This is a genomic window from Chlorogloea sp. CCALA 695 (assembly GCF_003003885.1).
Lineage (GTDB): Bacteria > Cyanobacteriota > Cyanobacteriia > Cyanobacteriales > Chroococcidiopsidaceae > Aliterella.
On the sequence record NZ_PVWN01000054.1, the window covers coordinates 1 to 21,353 of the forward strand.

Sequence of the window (21,353 nt, forward strand, 5' to 3'; positions counted from 1 at the left end):
CATTTCTTAATAATCTTCTTTTTTACATCTTCAAAGTTTACGATATTTGTAGTGGGTTTGATCTCAAATTGCTGTAAAATAGACATTGCCTCGTACACCTTAAGAACTTCAAGGGGTGGTCCTTCATGGCTAGCACTGTTTTTATCTACAGGGATTCCTAGTATTAGAGCGCAAATCACCCTCATTGTCAGTTCTACGAACAGAGGATCTACTTGAACTTCTTTTGGGGGAGCGGTTTCTTTGATTGTGTTGAGGGTTTGTTCGCAAGCAAGCTCGATAACTTCAACATATTTAGTCAGACTGCTAGAACTAAACTCAGGGTTCCATGCCTTGCGTCGCCACTGCCACTGCTCTCCGTCTTGACCGAGCAAAATCGGTCCGCTAATATCGTTCCAAGCGTTGTTCATTCGCTGCGCTCTAACTAGGCTGCCATCTTTCATGCCATTAACAATAGTATCTTCGATAACTTTTGGTTGGCTCAAAACAACAACTGGATAGTTAGTCCAGTAAACATACATTGGACCTAGCTGCTGACTCCAAGCGAACAATAATTGGAAGTATTTTTTTTGTTTTACTGCTGTTAATACTTGAGGGATATTTCCTAACAGCCAGTGCTTAGGGGGAGAGGGAAGCAACTGTAAAGGTTTGTAAGCGTTCGTTTGTTGCCACCAGCGTATGCTAATTATTGCGGCTGTAGTAGTAACGCCTAGAACTATTGCTAAATATGGCAATGAGTCGGAAAAAGTAACCTGAGCAGCAATTTTGAACATAAGTTTATCTTTGTCTCGTAAAAACTTCAGAGGTTTAAATAGTAGAGATCATGATCCTTAGAATCATGACCGCACGTAAGGCGTATGCAACAGATTCGCTGCCTTGCGTTTAGCCGCCTCTCCCCGCCTGTCGTAACGCGCGGTAGTTACAGGACTTGCATGACCCGCCAGCTTCTGCACAGTGCTAATATCTGCCCCCCGGTCTAGCAAATTACTGATAAATGTACGCCGAAAATCATGGGGAGAGAAAGAAGGGATTTGTGCCTCCGAGCCTCGTTGTCGTAGAATATCCAGTACAGCTTGGTCAGTCATTCTTCGTTGCTCAACTTTACCCCCCTTGCGCGTTGGATAAAACAGCGCCCCGACTGCATCCCCCCGCCAAACCAGCCAGTCCATCAATGCCGCCGTCGCCCCGTCATCTAGATAAGTCGTCCGATCTTTATCCCCTTTTCCTGATCGCACCGTCAAGCAGTTATCAACCATATTCCAATCAGACAAATCTATTGCTACTACCTCAGAACGCCGTAAACCAGCCGCGTACAGCACTGCAATTAATGCTGCATCACGGCTGCCCTTGACAGACTTATCCTGAGCGCAGGCGTTAAATAGAGATTGCACTTCCCCAATGCTCAAAGCCCTACCCTTCAACAACCTTTGTCCAGTTTTACGCTCAATGGCGATCGCTCTATGGTAATCTTCTGCCGACATTTGCCCTAATTTCCAGGCTTCTTCGAGTACCCGACTCAGCGCCGCCATCATTTTGTTGGCATTACTAAAAGCGTATCTTTCGCTCAATTGCGTGTAAATAGCTTGAGTGTGCTGATATCTGAGTTCTGCCCAAGGAAAGTTAATAGCATCAAATTCCCCAGCACTAACAACTTTGGTGATCGTTTCCAGCGCTCCTTGCATTGTCCGCTGCGACGAAGGGCTTAACTGGGACAAATAAACCAACATTGGATTGAGAATTAATTTGCCAGTCGGGGCAAAGTCTTTTGTAGAAGATAGAGAGATCGCATTAACAGTCGTTATTTTTTCGTTCAAAACAGCCAATTCCTAAAATACGTAATTATTTTAGCATAGCTATTGAGAACGGCACTTCTCATAACCTATTTTATACAGAAATACTCTAGCGAAACTCTAACGACAAGCAGTAGGGTACACTGAGAGTTAATTGCTTTTTTGGTTGCCTGTATGAGTTCCAGCAAAACTAAAATCAGTCTGCAAAGTGCAGTTGCATATCCTTGAACATCAGCTAAGGTTATTAGCTTACTGGGTCTATTTACAACCTTGATAACCTTTAGGGCTTCGTGGCAGTAGTAGCGTTGCATATGCAGTGACTTGCGTGCAGCCAAAGATCAGGCAACCCTTTTGTAGAAGTAATTGACGCACTGGAGGGAGCGATTGCCTCCGGCACTGCGCCCGCGCAATCGCAATATTGGGGGTTAAAGAGGAATGATCGAACATGAATGGGGGATTAGGATGAAAAATGTAGTTACCCAAACCGTGCAACAGCAAGTGCAAGAAATTGTTGGTAGTGCAATTCCTCCGTTGAAAAATCAATAACTAAGCAAAGGCTCGACTTTAGCTAATACTTCCTCAATTAATTCACTTGGAGCTTTTTCAACAAACTTAACTTGACGTGCTTTCCAATCAAAACTTTTAATTTGATCGCTTAAAATAACACCAAATGTTTTCATCCCTTCCAGTAATTCGACTTCAAAGGGATAGCCTTTTGAATGTTTGGTTATTGGACACATCAAAGCTAGTGATATCAGCTTGTTATACTTACTTGGCGACAAGACAATAGCAGGTCGTTCAAATCCCTGTTCGTGTCCCAGATGAGGACTAAAATTTAGCCTTACAATATCACCCCGTTCTGGAATATAAATTCTTGTTGGCTTACCAGGTTTCATTACCTACAGGCATCCCTGTGTCAGTTTCTGCATGAATATTGTCTGAAGTTACCCCCTCAAGAAGTTCATCAAGAGTATACTTATGCCGCTTTGATCGAATTACAAGGCTATTGTCAATAACGTCGAAGCTTATATTAGTCCCTTCTTCTAGGTGGGCTTGCTTTGCTATCGGTGCGGGTATACGAATACCTAGACTATTTCCCCATTTGGCGACTTGAGCAGCCATGATTGAGACTCCGATTAATTTCCTGTATATATACAATGAGTATACAACATTAACCGTGATTTCTCCTCCTTGAAATCCCGTATTTTTTCAGAGGCGAGAAAGCCATTACTCAAGTGATTTTTGGGATAGAAGTTTAAGTTAATGGCTGCCATGTCTATATTGAAGCGTATTAGATGTTGCTTGAGCGCAATGCAGCAAGTGATCGCTAGTTGGATTGGGCAGCAGCATCGCGGTAAGAAAGTTTCCTTGTTGCAACTACAGCAAGCGCTAGGTATGCCCTTGGTTGAAGTTTGGCTAGGGCTGCTGCATTCCCCTACGCCGTATCAGTGGGAGGGTAGAGGTGAGTTTTATCGGGAGGCGCAGGATATTTCATTGATTGGATAAAATCGGTTTAACAGATAAATTCTTCTATTATGCAATGCCGTTTAGTTAAATCATTTCTTTGCGTGCAATGCCTTAGAATTATGGGTTTTTTCGGTTCAAATGTGCTTCTCCCCATTTACAAAGCACTTGTAAAACAGGCTCCAATGTTCTGCCGTAGTCGGTAAATGAATACTCAACTTTAGGCGGCACCTCTGAATAAACATGACGATTGACAATCCCATCCCTTACCAATTCTTTAAGTTGCCCAATCAGCATTTTTTCCGTGATTTCTGGCATTAATCGTTTCAGTTCCCCAAACCGTCTTACTTCATCTTTCAAATGCCACAAAATCAAAATCTTCCACTTGCCACCCAATATTTTTAACGTTGCTTGCACAAATTGAGTGCCTTCTGTCTGTTCCGGCATCTGTGCCACCTTTAAATCTCTCTTTAGATACTGACAAAAAAGTAAGTAGTTCCAAAATTACCAGTGTAAGTTTACCCTAGAAATTGTTTGCTCTATCTCTACTCAGAGGAATCAATCTGATGGCATCTCTTTCAGGAAAAGTGGCGATTGTCACAGGCTCATCACGTGGTATCGGTCGCGCGATTGCCGAAAAGTTAGGACGTGACGGCGCAAACGTAGTTGTTACCTATGCCGGAAACCAAGCTAAGGCGGCAGAAGTGGTGCAGAAAATCGCTTCCTTTGGATCGAGAGCTTCCGCAGTTGGGGTAGATATACGAAAGCTAGAAGATGTGAAAAGTCTGTTTGAAAAAGCGACCGCCCAATTTGGCAAAGTTGATATCTTGATTAACAATGCCGCCGGAGTCAACGTATTTAAGCCCACTGCAGAAATGACCGAGGACGAATACAACAGTATGTTTGATATCACACGCGGGGTTTATTTTGCCCTTCAGCAAGCCGCTCATCATCTTGCTGATAACGGACGAATTGTCAGTATCTCCACCAGTGGTACAACAATGGCAATTTCTGGGGGCGGAGCTTACGCAGCAAGCAAAGCAGCGATCGAGCATTTCAGCACCGCTTTAGCCAAAGAATTAGGCGCAAGGGGAATTACAGTTAATACTGTTTCTCCAGGTGTCACCGAAACCGATGGCTTGGTGCTGGAACCTGAGCAAGTCAATCAAATGATTGCTCAAACTCCATTGGGGCGATTAGGACAACCCGCAGATATTGCCGATGCGGTCGCACTGCTAGTTTCTGATCATGCCCGTTGGATTACAGGTCAAAGTATTCGAGCCAACGGTGGTATTGTTTAGAAAATTTCTATACTAGCTAATTTTCACGATTACAATATCCCGCTGATGACAGTGAAACATTACTAATTCAAGGAGATTTTAGTTATGACATCCTTTGACAAAGCGACAGAGCAGTCAAACGTTCCACTGACAGACTTGCCTCAAGGATTTGGCGGACAAATCCGATTCATGGAAGGAGCGCAGCATAGTGCTTTTGCAACTTCTGTGCTAATTGCCGATGTTCCTCCAAGCGCAGGACCCCCATTGCATATTCACTACACCGAAGAAGTGCAAGTTTTACCTGCGTGTCGGCTGGAGTTTTTAATTGGTGACGAGCGCCAACCAAGCGAACGCAATATTACCCTCATCAACATATTTACCGTAATGCCAGAAAAACAAGAAACTGCTGCCGCCAAAATTGCTGAAATTTATGAAAATTTTGTTCGCCATCAACTAGGTTTTGTGAGAGTTGAAATTCGCGCATAGTTTAGATGGGACAACAGTAGCAGCAATCGCCCATTGGCAATCGCTTGCAGCGCTAGCAACTATGCAGCAAAACCGAGATTATCCATGCCGCTTCTCATATTTATGAAACGGTCGCATTAATTAACTAATCAGGCAAAATTCAATGAATAAATTAGCTGGAAAAGTTGCACTAATCGCTGGCGGAACAGGCGGCGTTGGGGAGGGCATTGTGCGGGCATTTCTTCAATCCGGCGCAACCGTTGTTGTTCCCTCCCGCACTCCTGATAAACTCAACCAATTGCGCGAACATTTAGGAGAACTTGAGCGCGAACGCTTGATTCTGATTGAGGGCGAACTGAGCGATATCGAGCGCGCCGAAGAACTACGCGCTCAAATTATGGAAAAAGTGACCCAGTTAGATGCGGTCGTTGCTTCCATCAACGGGAGATGGAACCAAGACATCCCTTTAATCCAAACTTCCTTAGAGGATTGGCGACAGATGCTGGAAAGCAATTTGACCGCTCATTTCATTGCCGCTCGCACTTTTTTACCTGTTTTGAAAAAAGGCAGCAGTTACACCCTAATCGGTGGTGGTGCGGCAGAACAAGCAATTCCAAATTACGGTTTGGTTTGTATTCCTGCGGCAGGACAACTGATGCTAACGCAAATTTTAGCTGCCGAAAGTAAAGGCACTGGTATTCGGATCAATGAAGTTGTCTTGCACAGCATGATTGCTACCCGTGAACGTCCTAGTGCCGAGCATCCAGAATGGCTTACCGCCAACGAAGTAGGTCAATATACAGCTTGGCTGGCAACGGATGAAGCCACTATGGTAAGCGGCAGCATTATTCGCTTATACCAACATTAAAAAATACCTATTTCATCTTGCTCCCTAGCTTGTTAGTTTGAATCGCTGGCAAAAAAACATCTCGAATGGAGAACAATGTCATGCCTCTTTAATGACCCATTACTAATCTAAACGACCTTTACTATTGCTTTAACATAGAAGGATTGCAAATTATTGCCATTCCATCAAATCATTAAGCTGATTCGTCCTTGTTAGTTATTAACCAAAATGGAGTAAATAGATGCAGATTGAGAATGCAGTTGTCTTAGTTACTGGTGCAAATGGCGGGATTGGAGCGGAATTTGTTACCGCACTCCACCAGGCAGGTGCTGCGCGCATTTATGCTTGCGCCCGTAAGCTTGAATCTTTGTCTAAGCTAGTTGCTTCTGACCCAGAGCGGATTGTACCGCTCTCCCTGGATATCACCGATCAATTATCAATTCAAGCGGCGGTAAGCCAGTGTCAGGATGTTAACTTGTTGATTAACAATGCCGGAGTGCTGCTTAGCTATCAGGGATGCATCGCTGTACCTAATCTGGATGATGCTAGAACCGAAATGGAGATTAACTACTTTGGTACATTGGCGATGTGTCGTGCCTTCGCCTTAATCCTCAAGGCAAACGGGGGCGGAGCAATTATCAATATCTTGTCGATATTGGCGCGAGTACCCATCCCGATGACTGGCTCCTACAGCGCTTCTAAAGCAGCAGAACTGTCGATGACACAAACCGTTCGGGCAGAACTGGCAGCCCAAGGAACTCAGGTCATTGCGGTCATGCCTGGAACTGTCGATACCGACATGGCAAAAGATTACCCACCGCCAAAAGTATCTCCCGCAGAAGTTGCAAAGGCTTCTCTACAAGCGGTGATTGACGGCATTGAGGAAGTGTACCCTGGTGAGCAGGCAACTCAAATGGCTGCCCAGATCGTTGACAATCTCAAAGCAGTTGAAAAGCAATTTGCTCAAATGTTGCCTTCAACTTAGTTACTTTTAACCCAATCTATTCAGAGAACACCATGAGCAATTCAAATTTTAATTTAGTTCTACTATAGGTAATTTAATCGGAAAAGTGGCAATCGTCACTAGGGCTTCTCGCGGCATTGGGTGCGTAATCATTGTTCGCTCGCCTGCAAGGAATTCCAGAAGGCTACTGGCTTGCGCCTTCTCACTGGCGTTTAAAACTTTGCCGAAAACATCTAGGACTACCAGATAACATTTTTATAGTTGTTACCAGCAAGTGCATAATAGTGAGTAATACTTTACACTTATTCAACTCAAGTTATTCTTTACGGTGCAAAACTCCTCTATTTCTTCTCCTACATCTAATTCCATCGTTGCCAAACTTTTGGAAGTTGATGCTGACTTAGCAGTGACTGAAGTCCAGTTAGCGGCTCAACTTCAGTCCATTCAAGAGAAACGCCACAGTCTCAAAAACGTTATTAGCCTATTTCCTCCTGTAAATACTGCCGCTCCTACACCTGTAGAAACATCAACTCCAGAATTAGTTGAAAAACTAGCAGAACCCCTTGCTCCAGAAGTGGCAACTCCAGAGCTAGAAGATACAACGATAGATACCACCGAAGCTGCGCCATCTACTCAAAAGCGACAAGGTAGGAAAAATTCATCTTCTACTAGCAAGTCAAATAAGAAATCTGCACCCACCAGGGAGGCAAGTAAAGAAGCAGATACTTGGCAGCAGTATGTCAAAGATGAGTTTAGCAACGCTCCTTTAGCTGAGGCTGTAGCTCAAGTTATGCAACAGCAAGAAGGTCAGGTATTAGAGATTACCACAATCATAGATGCCATTTTCACCAATAAGATTCCCAAAGAGCTAAGAAGCAAAGCGCGCGAACGTGTCTCAAATGTTCTTTCAGTTGGGACAAAGAGTGGGAAATGGTATCGAGGGCAACTAGGAAAATATAGTATGTCTAAAGCAGCAGTAGTAGATGATTTAATCACCTAAAAAAACAGCCGCCGCAAATTTGTGAAAATTTGAGATTTACGGGATTGTGGGTACGCTTGTACCCAGTTTATGACAGTTAAGTTCTGCAATGGCACGATATTGGTGCGGCACTCGTGCAATTGCTTTTTAGCTGACCTTGATATTATTTGTACACTACCTTGACACCCAAAAAATTTCACTTTTGCAATTCACCTAAATATTTGGTTAAGCAATACTTTTCACAGAATCTAGATGTTTGTTATTGATGCTTGTTAACAGCTACATAAATAAGGGAGTAGTAGCGTAAGAACGAACGCTTGCTGACTTTTCATTATTCTTGATAAGGGATATACAACTGCTGCACGGCTTTTCGTTTTGCCGATTCTCCTCTTCTATCGTAACGAGACGTAGTGGCAGGGGAAGCATGACCAGCTAAACTTTGTACAGTCAGTAGATCTGCTCCAGAATCTAGCAAGTTTGTGATGAACGTGCGCCGGAAATCGTGTGGAGAAAGCTTTCCCACCCCTGCAAGAGCCGCTCGTTTTTCCACAATCAACATTACCGCTTGGTCGGTCATCTGCTTAATTTCGATGTGACCACCCCGCCTGACTGGACACAGCAACGACCCGGGTGCATTACCTCTGATTAGTATCCACTTAATTAGTGCTGCCTTAGCTCCATCCGGTAAATACACCGTGCGTTCTTTTGCACCTTTTCCTTTACGGACTTGTAGCGCGCCAATGTCAGAGTCAAAATCTGTTAAATTTATTGACACTGCTTCCGAGCGTCGTAATCCTGCTCCCGCCAGAATTGCTATCAAGGCTGCATCTCGTGCGCCTGCTGGTGATAGGTCTTCTTGGCAAGCCCTAAACAGTGCGAAGATTTCCCTTGGCTTTACCACTCGTCCTCTTAAGGGTGAATTACCCCGAATTGTAGCAATATCTGCTGCTCTAGTGTAATCATCAGCATTCATCAATCCTAAACGTTGGGCTTCTTTGAGCGTCCTTCGCAAAGCACACAACATTCGGTTAGCTGTAGCAGGCGCGTACTTCTCTATCAGCACTGAGCGAATTGCCGCCGTATGTTGGTAACGCAGTTTAGCCCAATCTAAAGTCAGAGCATCGCACTCCTCATTACTTAGCAGTCGCGCACTCATATTGAGTGCCTTGTGCATCGTGCGCCGAGAAGCAGATTTTAGTCCCGACAAATATACAGCCGCGGGTTGCTCGGTCAAGGGCTGCGCCGCCTTTAATGCTAGTTCTGCTCGTCGTGTGCCTAGCTTTTTCATCCCGCTCAACTAATTTGGTAAATCCGTATTTCCATAAGTTATTATTACCTAAGCAGAAAGCAAGAGAGCGCTTACTCGATAAAACTCAATAGAAAGCGCGTTCGGGTCAACGAGCAAAAATACGCATTCCAGTTAAATAAAATTGCTGCTCCAGTGCAGACTGAGCGCTGTTGAAAAGTAAATAGCTCAGAACTTTATATTTCACATAGCCTGCCCACAGCATCTGGAATTTTATAGAACTAAGTGCCGAAACCCCAGTACAACGAGATTACGTCAAGTCGCCTTTAGTGCCGCAATCGCTGCACTGGCAATCGTTTTGATCACCTTTTGTCAATTGGTTGCCACAAGCATTTTCTAATGCTGATTGGCTAGGGCAGTCATTAATGACGTGCAGCTTAGAAATTGCGTCAATTAATTCCCAACGCGATACAGGTGGTAAATTCTTTGGTTTGTTATTTTTAGATGCCATCAGGCTGCTCCAAAATGCTAATTTCTTTCCCAGCCTGTTTTATAAGTGGGTTAGCCAAAATTTTCTAGGACAGAAAAACACATTAAGCTAAAAAGTTAAACAGGTATCGCCAGGGCAACCGCATAAAAATTATTGAGTTAAAAGTTTGATGAGATAGGTCTGGTCCCAAGCTGCCTTTTTGCGTCTGGCGGCAATGCCACGTTTGGATGAGGAGTCTTTGGCGAGAAGATTGAGAGCCAGATGCCTGAGCAAAGCCATGTTTTGAGGAGCAAAATCACGGTGAATGCGGCAGGCATCCTCATGGAAGGAGACATCCAGTACCCAGTGCAGAGAATTTTCAATTGACCAGTGGGTTCGGACGGCATTCATGAGCAAAGTCGCCTGACTGGGTAGACTACTGATAAAGAATCGATTTTCCGTTGTCATTTGACCGTTACAGCGCCGCTCACTTTGCACCAGCACAACAGTTTGTAGTCCTTGCCATAGAGGTTTTTGGATTAGATAGTCCAATTGTGAAAGCGTCCAACATCGGCGGATTTCAATTCGTCCATGACCCTTATCTATCGATTGAGCAAAGCTGTGAGTAACGTCCTCAAATTTAGACTCTTGAGCCTGCTGAAATAACCACTGCACATCTTCAAACAATCCACCTTGATTCCCTTTAAGCGCTAAGACATAATCAGCACCACCTTCAATGATGGTACTAGCAATATCTCTCTGACAGCCCATTGCATCAATCGTCACGATACATCCTGCAATTTCCAGTACCTTCAGCAGGGCTGGAATCGCTGTGATTTCGTTAGATTTATCCTCGACTTTGCGTTGTCCTAGCACTAGGCGATTAGCACTTGCCCAAGCGCTCACCATAGGAATTGCGGATTTGCCGCATCCTTTCCCACCAGAATGACGCAGCGTTTTGCCGTCTATTCCTATGACCTCGGCTCCTAGCAGTTTGCTAATGGACTTCACCCAACTTACAAAACAGATTTGCATTTGGTCTGGGTCAAGACGCGCAAACACCCGTCCGAAGGTATCCGCACAGGGAATTCCACTAGGTAAGGCTAGAAACGTTGACAGCCAGTCTTGTTTTGCTCTCCCGTACTCTGCCATATCCTCCCAGCCCTCTGCTCCACTAATCACTGAACACAGGGCAATTGTAATGATATCCAATAGCAGATGCTCCTTTCCTCGGATATCACGGGGGTCTTTTAGGCTGGCAAAATGGGTCAGTATGCTGGCATCAATTATCTGACTCACTGGGGTGTTCCTACTTGCTTTACTTTACCCCACCCTACCGCATCTTTTTTATGCGGTTGCCCTGCAGGTATCGCCCCATTACTCGATTACAGACTCATTTACCGCTATCATTACCTCTAAAATCTACCTAGCTCAAATGCTAACGAGCTTCCCAAGATGAGGATGCTCAAGTAGTACGCTTGCACTCTCTAGTACCTGCCCATAGAATAGCAACGGTGTTAGGAGTTACAAAGGTCATGAATAAAGCTGAATTAGTTGATGCGATCGCCCACAAAACAAATGTTAGCAAGAAAGAAACCGATGCTATCTTAACTGCCATAGTAGAAGAAATTATGGCAGCAGTTGCAAGCGGGAGCAAAGTAAGTTTTGTCGGCTTTGGCTCTTTTGAGCCGCGCGAACGTCAGGCGCGCTCTGGACGTAACCCCAAAACAGGTGAAGCAATGACAATTTCAGCAACTCGCGTCCCTGCTTTTTCTGCGGGTAAGTCGTTCAAGGACAAGGTTGCTCTAGGTAAGTAAGCATTAGTTTTAGGAGTGAGAATGAATAAAGATAGGAAGATTGTTCACGTTGATCTTGATGCTTTTTATGCCTCGGTTGAACAACGCGACAATCCTCACTATCGAGGTAAGCCCCTTGTCGTCGGTGGATTGCCCCAAGAGCGCGGTGTAGTAGTTGCTGCCAGCTACGGGGCTAGGAAGTTTGGTATCCATTCCGCCATGCCCTCTTACCTTGCCCTGCAAAAATGTCCTACTCTGGTCTTCGCTCCACCTCGCTTTGAGGTCTACCGCAGCATTAGTACCCAGATTCATGCTATTTTCAAGCGCCATACGGATCTCGTAGAACCTATAGCCCTTGATGAAGCATACCTTGATGTCACTCAAAATAAGCTAGGGCTGCCTTACGCTACCACTATTGCCAAACAAATCAAAGCAGCAATTCTCGCAGAAACTAACCTAACGGCAAGTGCCGGAGTTTCGGTAAACAAGTTCCTAGCAAAAATGGCATCGGGCATGAACAAGCCCAACGGACTAACGGTGATTCTACCCGAACATACCGCAAATTTTGTCGCCGCCCTACCCATTGAGAAATTTCACGGGATTGGAAAAGTCACCGCTACCAAGATGCACGATTTGGGCATTCACACTGGAGCAGACCTTAAGCAATACAGCCAAGCCGAGCTAGTGCGTCACTTCGGCAAGGTGGGACATTTTTATTACCTGATCGCTAAGGCAGAAGATCACCGAATAGTCGAGCCTAACCGCCTCCGTAAATCAATTGGGGCAGAAACTTCGTTTACTAAAGACTTAGACGACCCACAACTAATGCTGCTGGAATTAGAAACTATCGCCCAAACTGTCCAACATCGCGCACGAAAGCTACCAAACTTTGGGGCGCACCATCACCCTGAAAATCAAGTTTACTGACTATGAGCGAATCACGCGCAGTAAAACTGTAACTGCTGCTGTTGGTAAGGCGGAGGCAATTAGCCAAGTAGCCAAGGAACTGTTAGCATCGGTTTCTCTAGAAGGACGCAGCGTTCGATTATTAGGTATTTCCCTATCAAATCTCGACGGAGCCACTGAACCAAAACCAGTTCAATTATGCTTATTTGAATAGACTGCTTTTCCACACTGGTAACAAAAGTTCCTTGAAACTCAAATCTTGTACAATTTTGAACAATAGTGAAGTCTCACTCGTACCTCTATGAAAATTGTGGTTGTGTTGCAAAAACTTTGTGAGGACAGAAAACCTCTGTGGCAGGCGTTTAGATTATGCAGTCACTCCAAAGATTTGATTGAGGAAGAGAATCCGCTCAATGATTGCTCCCTTGGGAACGCCCACAACTTGTCCTTTCCGCATCATGTTCATGATTTCGTACCCCCTGATGGTTTGCCGTGCTGTATTAAGTGAGCCAAATCCCATTCTCGGTTTGACTAATCGTTCAATGCCGCGATGGTCTTGTTCCACAATATTATTGAGATACTTAATCTGCCGCAACTTTACAACTTCGGGAAGTTTTTTGGCGGACTTGAGTTCAGAGATCGCTTTTGGATAAGCAGGGTTTTTGTCTACAGTGATGACTCGTGGTGTGGAAGTGTGAACCGCTTTCAATGTCTTACGCAAAAACCGTTTTGCTGCCTTCGTGTCTCGCTTCGCCGTGAGTAGAAAGTCTAAGGTGTTTCCCTAGGAATCAACGGCTCGGTATAAATATTTCTGCTTGCCTTTGACTAAAATATATGTTTCGTCTACCCGCCACGAGTCATTTGTCGGGCGCAAATGTGACCTAAAACCCTTGTCTATTTCTGGGCTATATTCCTGCACCGAACGAAACATGGTGGTGTGATGTATATCCAATCCCCGCTCGTTCACCATTTCTGCTACTTGTCGGTAGGAAAGGGGATAACTAAGATACCCACGTACCCATACTAGGATGACTTCGGATTGATAGTGCCGCCACTTAAATGGGGAAGATGGATTCATTAAGGGCAGGCAGAATATTTTTCTCTAGGGGAATCATTTCAGCTTACCATTTCTTGCAACACAACCCAATTTTTTACCATATCGGACTCAAACTCATTGCAAACCTGGCTTTCAACAGTTGCTCAAGAACAAAGCTGCTCGTATTGAATAGCTAATTGTCACGCAGCTATTCAAGATGAACAGCTATAGTGCGACACGCCACCCGTGTTAAAAAACGCCTTAGGTCTTAGACGATAGTATTTATCTTCTACGTCTTGTGATTGCTCATCATATGGATAGCTAAGGACTTCTTGCAACTCTTTAACTAAAGTATAGTCACCCTGCATGGCTTGTTGGTAGGCAGGGGCAATCAACCACTCTCGCCATGTGTATTTTGGGTTCGTCTGTTTCATCTTTGTCGATATCTCAGCCAAATTGCTGTCGTTAATGACGAGGTCGCGCCAGCTTTTTAGCCAAGATTGCCATTGTTCATCGAGTTGTGGTGAAGTTTTAACGTAGAAGCTTTTTTTTAATGCTGAGATATCATCTGGTATATGGGATAACTCGCGGAAGAAAATGGTGTAATCTACTTTTGAGTCAGTCATTAACTGCATTAATTTTTCAAATAGCTTTGGGTGATATTCAGTCAAGCCAAGTTTGTCCGCCCACATTTTTTGGATTTGTTTTTGCATGGCTTCTGAAAAGCCGCGGCCTACTTGGTCGAACTGTTCTAACGCTTCAGCATCTTCTGTAAGTAGCAGTCTCACTGCTTTCCAAAACATGTAATAATTTGCTTCTGCTGCAATAGGCTGATTGAAGAATGAAAAGTGCTCGCCGCCACCAGTCCAAGGTTGAAACCAAGGGTCAAATTTTTCACAAAATCCAAAGGGTCCATAGTCTAAGGTAAAGCCTCCAGCAGCGCAGTTGTCACTGTTAAAATTACCCTGGCAATAACCAACACGTAGCCAATTAGCCACCAGAGAAGTAAGACGCTGGCGAAATAGCTTAGCCAACTCAACTAATTGATCGGCAAAACCAAGGCTTTGATTAATGTCGCTTTTGTACTCTCGCTCAATTAAGTGCGACACTATCATGCTCAACTCTTCTAATGCTTTTGGATGAGCATTGCTGCGAGTGCGGCGGGCAAATAACTCTAGCTGACCAACGCGCAAAAAGGAGGGTGCAACGCGAGTTGAAATGGCCACAGGATTGTCCACCAAAACATCAGGGTCAATAGAGTAGGAGTCTTGAGAATACCAAGGCCGGGTAACAGTCTCAGATTTAGAAACATACAGTGTCAAAGAGCGCGATGTTGGCACACCTAACGCTTGCATATAGTCTTGCGCTAGAAACTCACGCACACTTGACCGGAGGACAGCGCGCCCGTCGGCACCCCGGCAATAAGGCGTTGGGCCACCCCCTTTCAATTGCATTTCCCAGCGCTGTCCATTAATGATTCCTTCAAATACAGATATTGCTCGACCATCGCCATAACCATTACCCGTACCAAATGAACATTGTTGGGTATATTCGGTGCCATAAATCGACAGGGCATAACCTGTCGCCCAGCCCACCTGACGCATCGGCTCATGGGCAGCAGAGAGATCACCAGAAAATACACGACGAAATTTTTCATTAAGCGCCAGTCCATCGCTCAACCCAAGTTCCTTAAAAAAAGTGCGGCTATGAGCTACATATTCTGGGGCTGCAAGCGGCGTGGGTGTCACAGGTACGAAATGACCAGAAAAAACCTGGCGGGCCCGGTGATCATCACCATCTCCAGTGGCATCAGGATCAGCATTTAAGGTATCCATCAGAGAATAATCCGCCAATTGCACAAACTCATCGAAGGTCGTTACACAAGGCTCAGCAGAGGGTTTAGATGGGTATGACATTTTTGCTAGCGCCGATATTGTCGGGAAGGATTCATATTTATAAGAAATCGGCTTGATGCTACTCAAGCCGCAATTGCTTTTTATTTAGCCTTAAGCTGCTATTAATGGCTAGTACGATGCTCACTGCGCTTGTTTGCCAGCCGACCAGCAAGACCGATAAGACCTAGCAAGCCAATCCAACCCCAATCAAAAGCACGCTGACCGCGATCTGCTTCACCATCTCTATAAACTGCTGTGTCCCCAGGCGCAGCATTATTAGGACTTGTAACAGTATTATCTTGGGCAGATACAGGCATGGATAATACTAAAATGCCTAAACTTAAGCTGGCAAGACCAGTAGCAACAGACTTAGATAGCCTAGTCATCAAATTTCCTCCGTTCGCTTACTCTAGATAACAAACTATTAACTAGCTCTAATAAGGTTATTTAGACTAGCTTCAAAGTAACCCTCTCTAAAGATACAAATTGATATATAAAATATTACTTTAGTGCTAACTTACTAGTGCATTACTAGCAACTGTTGCTGTCGCTTCTTTTGGCTCCTTTAGCTTTTTCTCAAAAACTTGCACGTTCGGCTCCTTGAGTACAAAAATCGAATTAGTCTTCCCCCCATCTGTAAAAGCGATCGCACTTGCCCACTGAGGATAGTTTTCTTGTGCTTACTACCCAAGATGTTTAAAAAGCTTGGGTTCAAGGCTGACAGTAACTATCTGTTCGGCTGTATCAATATTAAACGGCTTCAGCGCCATTCTTTATGCTCCTCACCTCTACTGGAAATTCGATTTCTGGCTTAGGCTCTATTAGCTTTGGCTTTCCCAGGGCATCACGCACACAACATCCCTTCGCCAAAACCAATTTTGCTTTTTGCCGTTTTACTTCTAGTTCCCAAATTTGCCCTACAGCTTCCACAGGCAAACTCCCTACAATTTGTAAGACAAAGGGTTGATATTTCAAACCATGCTTTTTTCTTTTACGTCGCTGGTCGTTCCGCCGAATAACGATAGTAATCTTTCCGTTTGCCACCGACTCGATTTGCCCTACTAGCCTAAACCCATTAACTTTTCTTTGATTGTCTTTCTTTAGGTTAGGCTCAGACGAGCCAGTTGATTCTAGCTTGTTAATATTCACCAGCAAAAAACTTAGCGGCTTTGTGCTTGGGTAGACTGTCCATAAAGCATCCTCTGGGAGCAAATCTAGCTTTGTGCTGTAGTTGGGAAACTTCTTGTTCAGTTGATGATGTAAGCGCCCCTTTAGTTGTGCAGGTACAGCAACACCGTCCTGAGTCACCAGCACTCCACAATCTGGATTGTCCGCACTCGGCTGATAATTGCCAGTAACCCAGCCGATAGCCTGATAGGTAATTGCCTTGCTACTCCTTTGAGCTTGGTTTGTCTCAATTTTCAATTCCATAACGTTGCTCCATAAAAGTCAGTAATTCGGCTTCAAAATCCGTTAGATAGGTTTGCCTACCAAAAGATTCTAAGACTGTATATACACAACGATCTAACAACCCACTTTCTCGCAGCCGCCTAATTCGTTTGAGTGTCTCTGGTAACTGACGGCGTACATCAGGTAAATCAATTGGATCGAGGTTGTCTGGTTTCACAGCAAGTTCTCCGTCGTAAACATCAACGGCTATTGTAAAGTCTCGTAATTCAAATGCGATCGCCCAACACCCGTTGTATTTGCGTTCCGTTCCTTCTAATCTGGTTAGCATAAAGGCATCACCAATGGTGCAAAAATCACTGGCTTTAACTAAAGGTTTTTCTTTGAGACGCTGCACGATGTCTTTGACAACTCGACGAGGGGCAACTTTTCCTCCATAAGATTCAATAGCTTCGTTCCAAATTTCTATCTGCTTTTGCGGAGTCAAGCCAGCAATATCTCTAACTTGGGTTTCGCTAGTTGGTAGCACGCGACAACTATTAGTTGTCGTCAGCAGATTTTCAAAAACTTCTGCTGCTGCAATTAAGTAATTTACAGCTTGCTTGGTTTTACAAAAGCGATCGCGGCAATAACCAATAAAATCCGCAGGATGAGTAACGCGATAAAGGCGGCGATCTCTGATTTCGCAAAGTGCAGACCCTGACTCATAAAATGCTCGTTCTACCTTTAATTCCAACCGATGTCGCTCTTTTTCCTCGTCTTGGGTTAATTCCTCAATTTGAATAGCAGTCGTATTCACCGTAACTGTGGCTTCCGGTGTTTCACCGCCTAATTCTTCTGTTGACTTAGTAACCATTTTGGTTTCCTGACTAAAACTACTGTTATGTATTGAACCCTCACTCTCAGCCCTTACAACTTTTTGATCAGCTTCTTTAACTTCTTGCCACTCCTGGCGCTCGAAAATATTCTCATCGGTCGTCTTTACTTAGTCAGTAAGGATATTTCTTCAGCAACGCAAATCATGGCTTTTACCAAGCGAAAGGATTAATTTCTCACAGAGATTCCACAAATTCCATCCGCACCATAAACAGGAATGTTTTTACCACTTGAGGCTTCGCAGAATACCCAAAGCTCTTTATTACTGCCCAAGCCCTCCACAGACACGAAAGACAAATTTTCGACTTGCTCTAGGCGCGCATCATCAATAAAATCACCACCAATTCGCGAAACAGTAAAGGTTAAGCGCTTAAATACCCAATTAAGCATTTTGATTGGTATCCAAGTTAACTCGCTAATGTTTTGTGGTTCAGAGCAGAGAAATTCGATTAATACTGAAGCAATTTTTTTCCTTTGAGCTTTATCAAAAGAATTCATTACGTCAATCAGTTTTTGGCTATCTTTTTGCAAAGAGTTAGCTATTTCTATCCAGGTAGTTGATTGCAATAGTAGTAAAGCCAGATTAGGAGTTGGTGCTATTGGTGGACTATTGGTGGTATCACCAACCGCCTCTATCCCAGTTACAGAAGTAGTCTCAGCGTTGTTGTTGGTGAATTGGTGAATTGGTTGCTCCGGTAAGAGTTGGCGTGGCGGTGGAGCTTCTTGGCTATGGTTCTCTAGAGTTATAACTGGAGAAAAACAAACAGGTGTTGTTAAATCACCAACTTCACCAACTGCTGGCTGCATTCCATCTATAAGATAGGTTTCAGCGATTGGTGGAGCCACCAACTCTGCACCAACATCCACCAATAGTTGACTCAGGGGAAAATATTTCATTTCACTACCCTCCCCTTCAATCCGCCCATGTCCCGCCGCCGCCAACGTTTTAAATACCACCGTGCGGATTTTCTCTACTGCCCAACCTTTAAGGGCGTTAATTCTTGTTTTGAGAAACGAAGCATTTAGTCCCTGCTTCGACTTGGCAAAATATTTCTCAGCTTGAGTTTGGACTTTAAAAAATATGCCTTCCAGCTTTCGCGTTGGCGCGTTGTTGCCGTGAATTAATTTTTGCTGCCATAGATAGAAAGATGAGATTTCTATCGCGTGACGCATTGTCTCACCATCAATTGTTGGTTCAGGTAACTTGCCACCACAAACAGCGTTAACTATATGCAACCACAGAGCAATTCTCGCCGCATAAGCTTCGATTTTTGCGTAGACAATCGAGAAGCCAAAGTAGTTTTCTTCCCTTTCGTCATCGGCTAAAGTATGGTTCCAGGCTTGGAACAGCACTTTCGCCTCTCGCGTTAACAAATAGTCTTGCTGTGGTAATCCCTCTAATTGCTCGTACAAATACTCTAGAGTCTCAGTAAAATTGCTATTTGCTTTTGGAGTAAGCAAATCTAGATACCGGGGTGGCGCATCGAGAATTGAACAATACAAAAACCTAGCGCTGTAACCGCTTGAAATAAAATTTACGTCATCGCCCATTAACCGCGCTAACGTATCCCACTGGTAAGTACCCGTTTTACTAAAGGCAGTGCGGCTCAAAAACAATCTCGCGTCGTGGCGGTCATAGTTAATGGCAGTACCATTAAAAAAACTTAGCTCTAGTTGCAAATCATCTCCTTTGCCACCCCCTTTGTATTGGTTTAGGCGTTGGTAATCCGCGACAAGTTCATCGATATATTCGAGCAGTCCGCGCGGGTTTTCTTGGTGAATGCGGATTTTGGTCGAGCTTGTTACATTGCTCAAAAGTCGCCGCATTCTTACAGGCGGTTTGCCCTCGGATTTTTTATCTTGTTCGTAGTCACTAAGAAGAGTATCGTAAATATCTTTGGCTTCCCCTTCCATCTTTTCCAGGGGGGAGATTACTTCTTTTTGCGGTGGTGTTTTAGCTTGTCCAGAGTGGTTAACATTTGCCGTCCAAAATATGCAGTCCTGGGTATAGCCGGACACTGGATCTATAACGATCCTGGCGCTTGTGCCAATTCTTGAGGCACAAGAGGGCAAGAGAGTATTAAACAGGTACTCTGGTGCTGTAGGCATCGCGGCTGCTTTGGCGATTAGTGGTTCGGCAAGGATAGGATTGAGATATTTTCGGATATCTAAGCGCTTGCGACAGTTTTTAATTATTGGCGTAAAAGATTCAATGGCGGCAACTACTTCGGTTGCTTGTTCTCCTTCATTCTGAATGATTCGGGCGAGGTTTTTAATTTCATTGAATGATTTTTTAACGTCGGCGGCTAAGTCCATTAATGCCGCAGTTTGGGTCGATTCGGTTTCGTAGCTTGTAAGAATACGTTTTATGCGATCGCACAAGTTTGTCCTAGAGCTTATGCTTGGCTGATTACCACTAGGGCTAAAACCAAAACACTGCTTATTATTGTGAGGTGTATTGTTCTGGACGTAATTCTTCCAGTACCAGGCGCGGAGACAGTTTTCTACACCATCAGGGGTACAACTAGGCGCGGGATTGCTTTTAGCCGCCGATGCCCAGATAGATTCAATTTCTGAGTTAGGCAGGGGAGGAGTGCAGCGCTTGGCGTAATTATCTAGCAGCGTTCTAGGATCGCCGTCCAAGCTTTGTCCAATAGTCTGCAAGTAAGACGCTGTACCGATCAGGTCACGGGCTAGTTTAGCACCACCAAAATTACGCCCACCTTGGGCGCAGCCGGATTGGAGTAAACTACGGGACTCTTTTGCTAAACAAACTTCAATCGGTACAGTTTGCGGTACAGGCAGTGAAATATCTTCATAGCGCTGGTAAGTTAGCAATGAGGGTTCTAGCAAGGGTGGGAGCGCGATATTATTTTGCTTTTGTGCAATAGCAGGTTTGGCTAAAGCTTTTAGTCGCTCTTTTAATTGCACGCACGTATATTTTTGCCCTGATGCCTGGACTATTTCTGTTCTTCTCGGTTCTCGTCCGGGTTTGATGTGCCAGCCCCCAGCAAGTCTAAATACCCTTGAGGGGTTCTTATTACTAGGGTCTGCCCCCATGACTTCAATCAGCAGGCGTTGCAAATCCCGCCACTGTTCTACATTTATCGGGGTGTCAAATACCCAGTAGGGCTGTGCTGATTTATCGCCGCTATACACCGTAAACGTTGGCTCGAAAAAGCCCAATGTCTCCCAATGTAATAATTGGTCTTCAACAGGTCTGTCATCCCACTCGCAAAAAATAGCGGCGCATTGCTTAATATCTTTATCTTCGTGTCCGCCGCCAGCGCCGTTAACTACTACATAGGTTCCGCGCTCGTCTTGTTGGTGAGATGCGATCGCGCCCCAGTCGAGAACGTTTAATTTCCGCCCTTTGTCATCGCCTTTTTTAGGATTATCTGAGTGGTAGAAAAAGCGTAAAAATACTTGATTCGAGGTGTAACCTAGGTAGGCTAATTGTTTTTGGGCTAAGGCGCGGTCTGTTTGAGGAAATTGGTAGTTCATGGTTTTTTACTTTTTGTGAGTGAACCAAGACAACCTCTAAAAATAAATTATGCTTATTTGCTAGATTTTGCTAGACTTACGATGAGTGTTAGGTCGTGGCAGTCTAGTCTAGGTTTATTTCTAGATAGGGGTTGTCCCGGCTTTTTTATTGGGTAATTTCAACTAAGTTCAGAATTTGTAATGCTAGGCGCGTTCGACTTAAGCTCATGCGACAAGCACAAGCCTTATTAGTAATACTTTCCCAAGCTTCGCTATTACCAGAGCGGCGAGTTATCCGGGCGTAAATACGAAACTGGTAAGGATCTAGCTCGTAGTCGTCTATTTCACGTTTAACAGACTGGTTTAACTCAGTTTTTTCTTTGACGGCAGCAGTCATGAGGCTCCCTCCTCTTCTTTGAGAGTAGCCGTAGGGGCTGTAATTCCTAATCTGCC

General features: G+C 44.5%; 23 protein-coding genes and 1 pseudogene. 9 read left to right on the plus strand and 15 right to left on the minus strand.

Annotated elements, in window-relative coordinates; genetic code table 11:
• From C7B70_RS19900 to C7B70_RS19915, 4 genes are all read right to left on the minus strand, one after another.
• Window positions 1-770 (minus strand): cytochrome P450 (locus C7B70_RS19900; protein ID WP_199192377.1); only part of this gene is annotated, 770 nt, incomplete at its 3' end.
• Between the two features lie 63 nt (window positions 771-833).
• Window positions 834-1,811 (minus strand): site-specific integrase, encoded by a 978-nt coding sequence (locus C7B70_RS19905; RefSeq protein WP_233221007.1) that lies wholly within the window; start codon window positions 1,809-1,811, stop codon window positions 834-836.
• Between the two features lie 515 nt (window positions 1,812-2,326).
• Window positions 2,327-2,683: a type II toxin-antitoxin system PemK/MazF family toxin gene (locus tag C7B70_RS19910; RefSeq protein ID WP_106370738.1), complete on the minus strand. Its 357-nt coding sequence runs from the start codon at window positions 2,681-2,683 to the stop codon at window positions 2,327-2,329.
• Complete coding sequence (locus C7B70_RS19915) at window positions 2,670-2,909, minus strand: AbrB/MazE/SpoVT family DNA-binding domain-containing protein (RefSeq protein ID WP_106370739.1); 240 nt, start codon at window positions 2,907-2,909, stop codon at window positions 2,670-2,672. The genes C7B70_RS19910 and C7B70_RS19915 overlap by 14 nt, the downstream gene beginning before the upstream one ends.
• 189 nt (window positions 2,910-3,098) lie before the next feature.
• On the opposite strand from C7B70_RS19915, the gene C7B70_RS19920 reads away from it, so the two are divergent.
• The gene (locus tag C7B70_RS19920) at window positions 3,099-3,293 is read left to right on the plus strand and encodes a hypothetical protein (RefSeq protein WP_146134102.1); all 195 of its coding nucleotides are present in this window, start codon (window positions 3,099-3,101) and stop codon (window positions 3,291-3,293) included.
• 78 nt (window positions 3,294-3,371) lie between these two features.
• On the opposite strand, the gene C7B70_RS19925 is transcribed toward C7B70_RS19920, so the two are convergent.
• Window positions 3,372-3,707: a helix-turn-helix domain-containing protein gene (locus C7B70_RS19925; RefSeq protein ID WP_304529262.1), complete on the minus strand. Its 336-nt coding sequence runs from the start codon at window positions 3,705-3,707 to the stop codon at window positions 3,372-3,374.
• Window positions 3,708-3,817: 110 nt separating this feature from the next.
• Between C7B70_RS19925 and C7B70_RS19930 the strand changes: the two genes are divergently transcribed.
• From C7B70_RS19930 to C7B70_RS19950, 5 genes are all read left to right on the plus strand, one after another.
• Complete coding sequence (locus C7B70_RS19930) at window positions 3,818-4,552, plus strand: SDR family oxidoreductase (RefSeq protein WP_106370742.1); 735 nt, start codon at window positions 3,818-3,820, stop codon at window positions 4,550-4,552.
• 84 nt (window positions 4,553-4,636) lie between these two features.
• Window positions 4,637-5,017: a hypothetical protein gene (locus C7B70_RS19935; RefSeq protein WP_106370743.1), complete on the plus strand. Its 381-nt coding sequence runs from the start codon at window positions 4,637-4,639 to the stop codon at window positions 5,015-5,017.
• 142 nt (window positions 5,018-5,159) lie between these two features.
• The gene (locus C7B70_RS19940) at window positions 5,160-5,864 is read left to right on the plus strand and encodes an SDR family NAD(P)-dependent oxidoreductase (protein WP_106370744.1); all 705 of its coding nucleotides are present in this window, start codon (window positions 5,160-5,162) and stop codon (window positions 5,862-5,864) included.
• Between the two features lie 220 nt (window positions 5,865-6,084).
• Window positions 6,085-6,828 (plus strand): SDR family oxidoreductase, encoded by a 744-nt coding sequence (locus C7B70_RS19945; protein ID WP_106370745.1) that lies wholly within the window; start codon window positions 6,085-6,087, stop codon window positions 6,826-6,828.
• 307 nt (window positions 6,829-7,135) lie between these two features.
• The gene (locus C7B70_RS19950) at window positions 7,136-7,807 is read left to right on the plus strand and encodes a hypothetical protein (protein ID WP_106370746.1); all 672 of its coding nucleotides are present in this window, start codon (window positions 7,136-7,138) and stop codon (window positions 7,805-7,807) included.
• Window positions 7,808-8,117: 310 nt separating this feature from the next.
• On the opposite strand, the gene C7B70_RS19955 is transcribed toward C7B70_RS19950, so the two are convergent.
• From C7B70_RS19955 to C7B70_RS19965, 3 genes are all read right to left on the minus strand, one after another.
• Window positions 8,118-9,074 (minus strand): tyrosine-type recombinase/integrase, encoded by a 957-nt coding sequence (locus C7B70_RS19955; protein ID WP_106370747.1) that lies wholly within the window; start codon window positions 9,072-9,074, stop codon window positions 8,118-8,120.
• Window positions 9,075-9,342: 268 nt separating this feature from the next.
• Window positions 9,343-9,543, minus strand: a complete 201-nt coding sequence (locus C7B70_RS19960) for a hypothetical protein (RefSeq protein WP_106370748.1) — start codon at window positions 9,541-9,543, stop codon at window positions 9,343-9,345.
• Between the two features lie 129 nt (window positions 9,544-9,672).
• Window positions 9,673-10,800, minus strand: a complete 1,128-nt coding sequence (locus tag C7B70_RS19965) for an ISAs1 family transposase (protein WP_106370749.1) — start codon at window positions 10,798-10,800, stop codon at window positions 9,673-9,675.
• Window positions 10,801-11,036: 236 nt separating this feature from the next.
• Between C7B70_RS19965 and C7B70_RS19970 the strand changes: the two genes are divergently transcribed.
• From C7B70_RS19970 to C7B70_RS28875, 3 genes are read left to right on the plus strand one after another with little or no spacing between them, the layout of a single operon-like run.
• On the plus strand, window positions 11,037-11,318 hold the full coding sequence (locus C7B70_RS19970; RefSeq protein ID WP_106370750.1) for an HU family DNA-binding protein: 282 nt from the start codon (window positions 11,037-11,039) through the stop codon (window positions 11,316-11,318).
• A 21-nt stretch (window positions 11,319-11,339) separates the two neighbouring features.
• A complete protein-coding gene (gene dinB, locus C7B70_RS19975; RefSeq protein ID WP_199192378.1) occupies window positions 11,340-12,224 on the plus strand; it encodes a DNA polymerase IV in 885 nt (294 codons plus the stop codon).
• Window positions 12,187-12,417 (plus strand): hypothetical protein, encoded by a 231-nt coding sequence (locus C7B70_RS28875; RefSeq protein ID WP_199192379.1) that lies wholly within the window; start codon window positions 12,187-12,189, stop codon window positions 12,415-12,417. Before dinB ends, C7B70_RS28875 begins: the two co-directional genes overlap by 38 nt.
• Before the next feature lie 153 nt (window positions 12,418-12,570).
• Here C7B70_RS28875 and C7B70_RS19980 read toward each other — a convergent pair.
• From C7B70_RS19980 to C7B70_RS20010, 7 genes and pseudogenes are all read right to left on the minus strand, one after another.
• Window positions 12,571-13,281, minus strand: a pseudogene (locus C7B70_RS19980) (IS6 family transposase).
• Between the two features lie 170 nt (window positions 13,282-13,451).
• On the minus strand, window positions 13,452-15,155 hold the full coding sequence (locus C7B70_RS19985; protein WP_106370751.1) for a YdiU family protein: 1,704 nt from the start codon (window positions 15,153-15,155) through the stop codon (window positions 13,452-13,454).
• A 101-nt stretch (window positions 15,156-15,256) separates the two neighbouring features.
• On the minus strand, window positions 15,257-15,520 hold the full coding sequence (locus C7B70_RS19990; protein ID WP_199192380.1) for a WGxxGxxG family protein: 264 nt from the start codon (window positions 15,518-15,520) through the stop codon (window positions 15,257-15,259).
• A 364-nt stretch (window positions 15,521-15,884) separates the two neighbouring features.
• Entirely contained in the window at window positions 15,885-16,565 is a 681-nt protein-coding gene (locus C7B70_RS27130; protein WP_199192381.1) for a hypothetical protein, read from the minus strand.
• Window positions 16,549-17,397, minus strand: a complete 849-nt coding sequence (locus C7B70_RS20000; RefSeq protein WP_199192382.1) for a hypothetical protein — start codon at window positions 17,395-17,397, stop codon at window positions 16,549-16,551. Before C7B70_RS20000 ends, C7B70_RS27130 begins: the two co-directional genes overlap by 17 nt.
• A 188-nt stretch (window positions 17,398-17,585) precedes the next feature.
• Entirely contained in the window at window positions 17,586-20,921 is a 3,336-nt protein-coding gene (locus tag C7B70_RS20005) for a DUF3987 domain-containing protein (protein WP_106370753.1), read from the minus strand.
• A gap of 145 nt (window positions 20,922-21,066) precedes the next feature.
• Window positions 21,067-21,297, minus strand: coding sequence for a hypothetical protein (locus C7B70_RS20010; RefSeq protein ID WP_106370754.1), 231 nt, complete (start codon window positions 21,295-21,297; stop codon window positions 21,067-21,069).
• Between the last annotated feature and the right edge of the window lie 56 nt (window positions 21,298-21,353).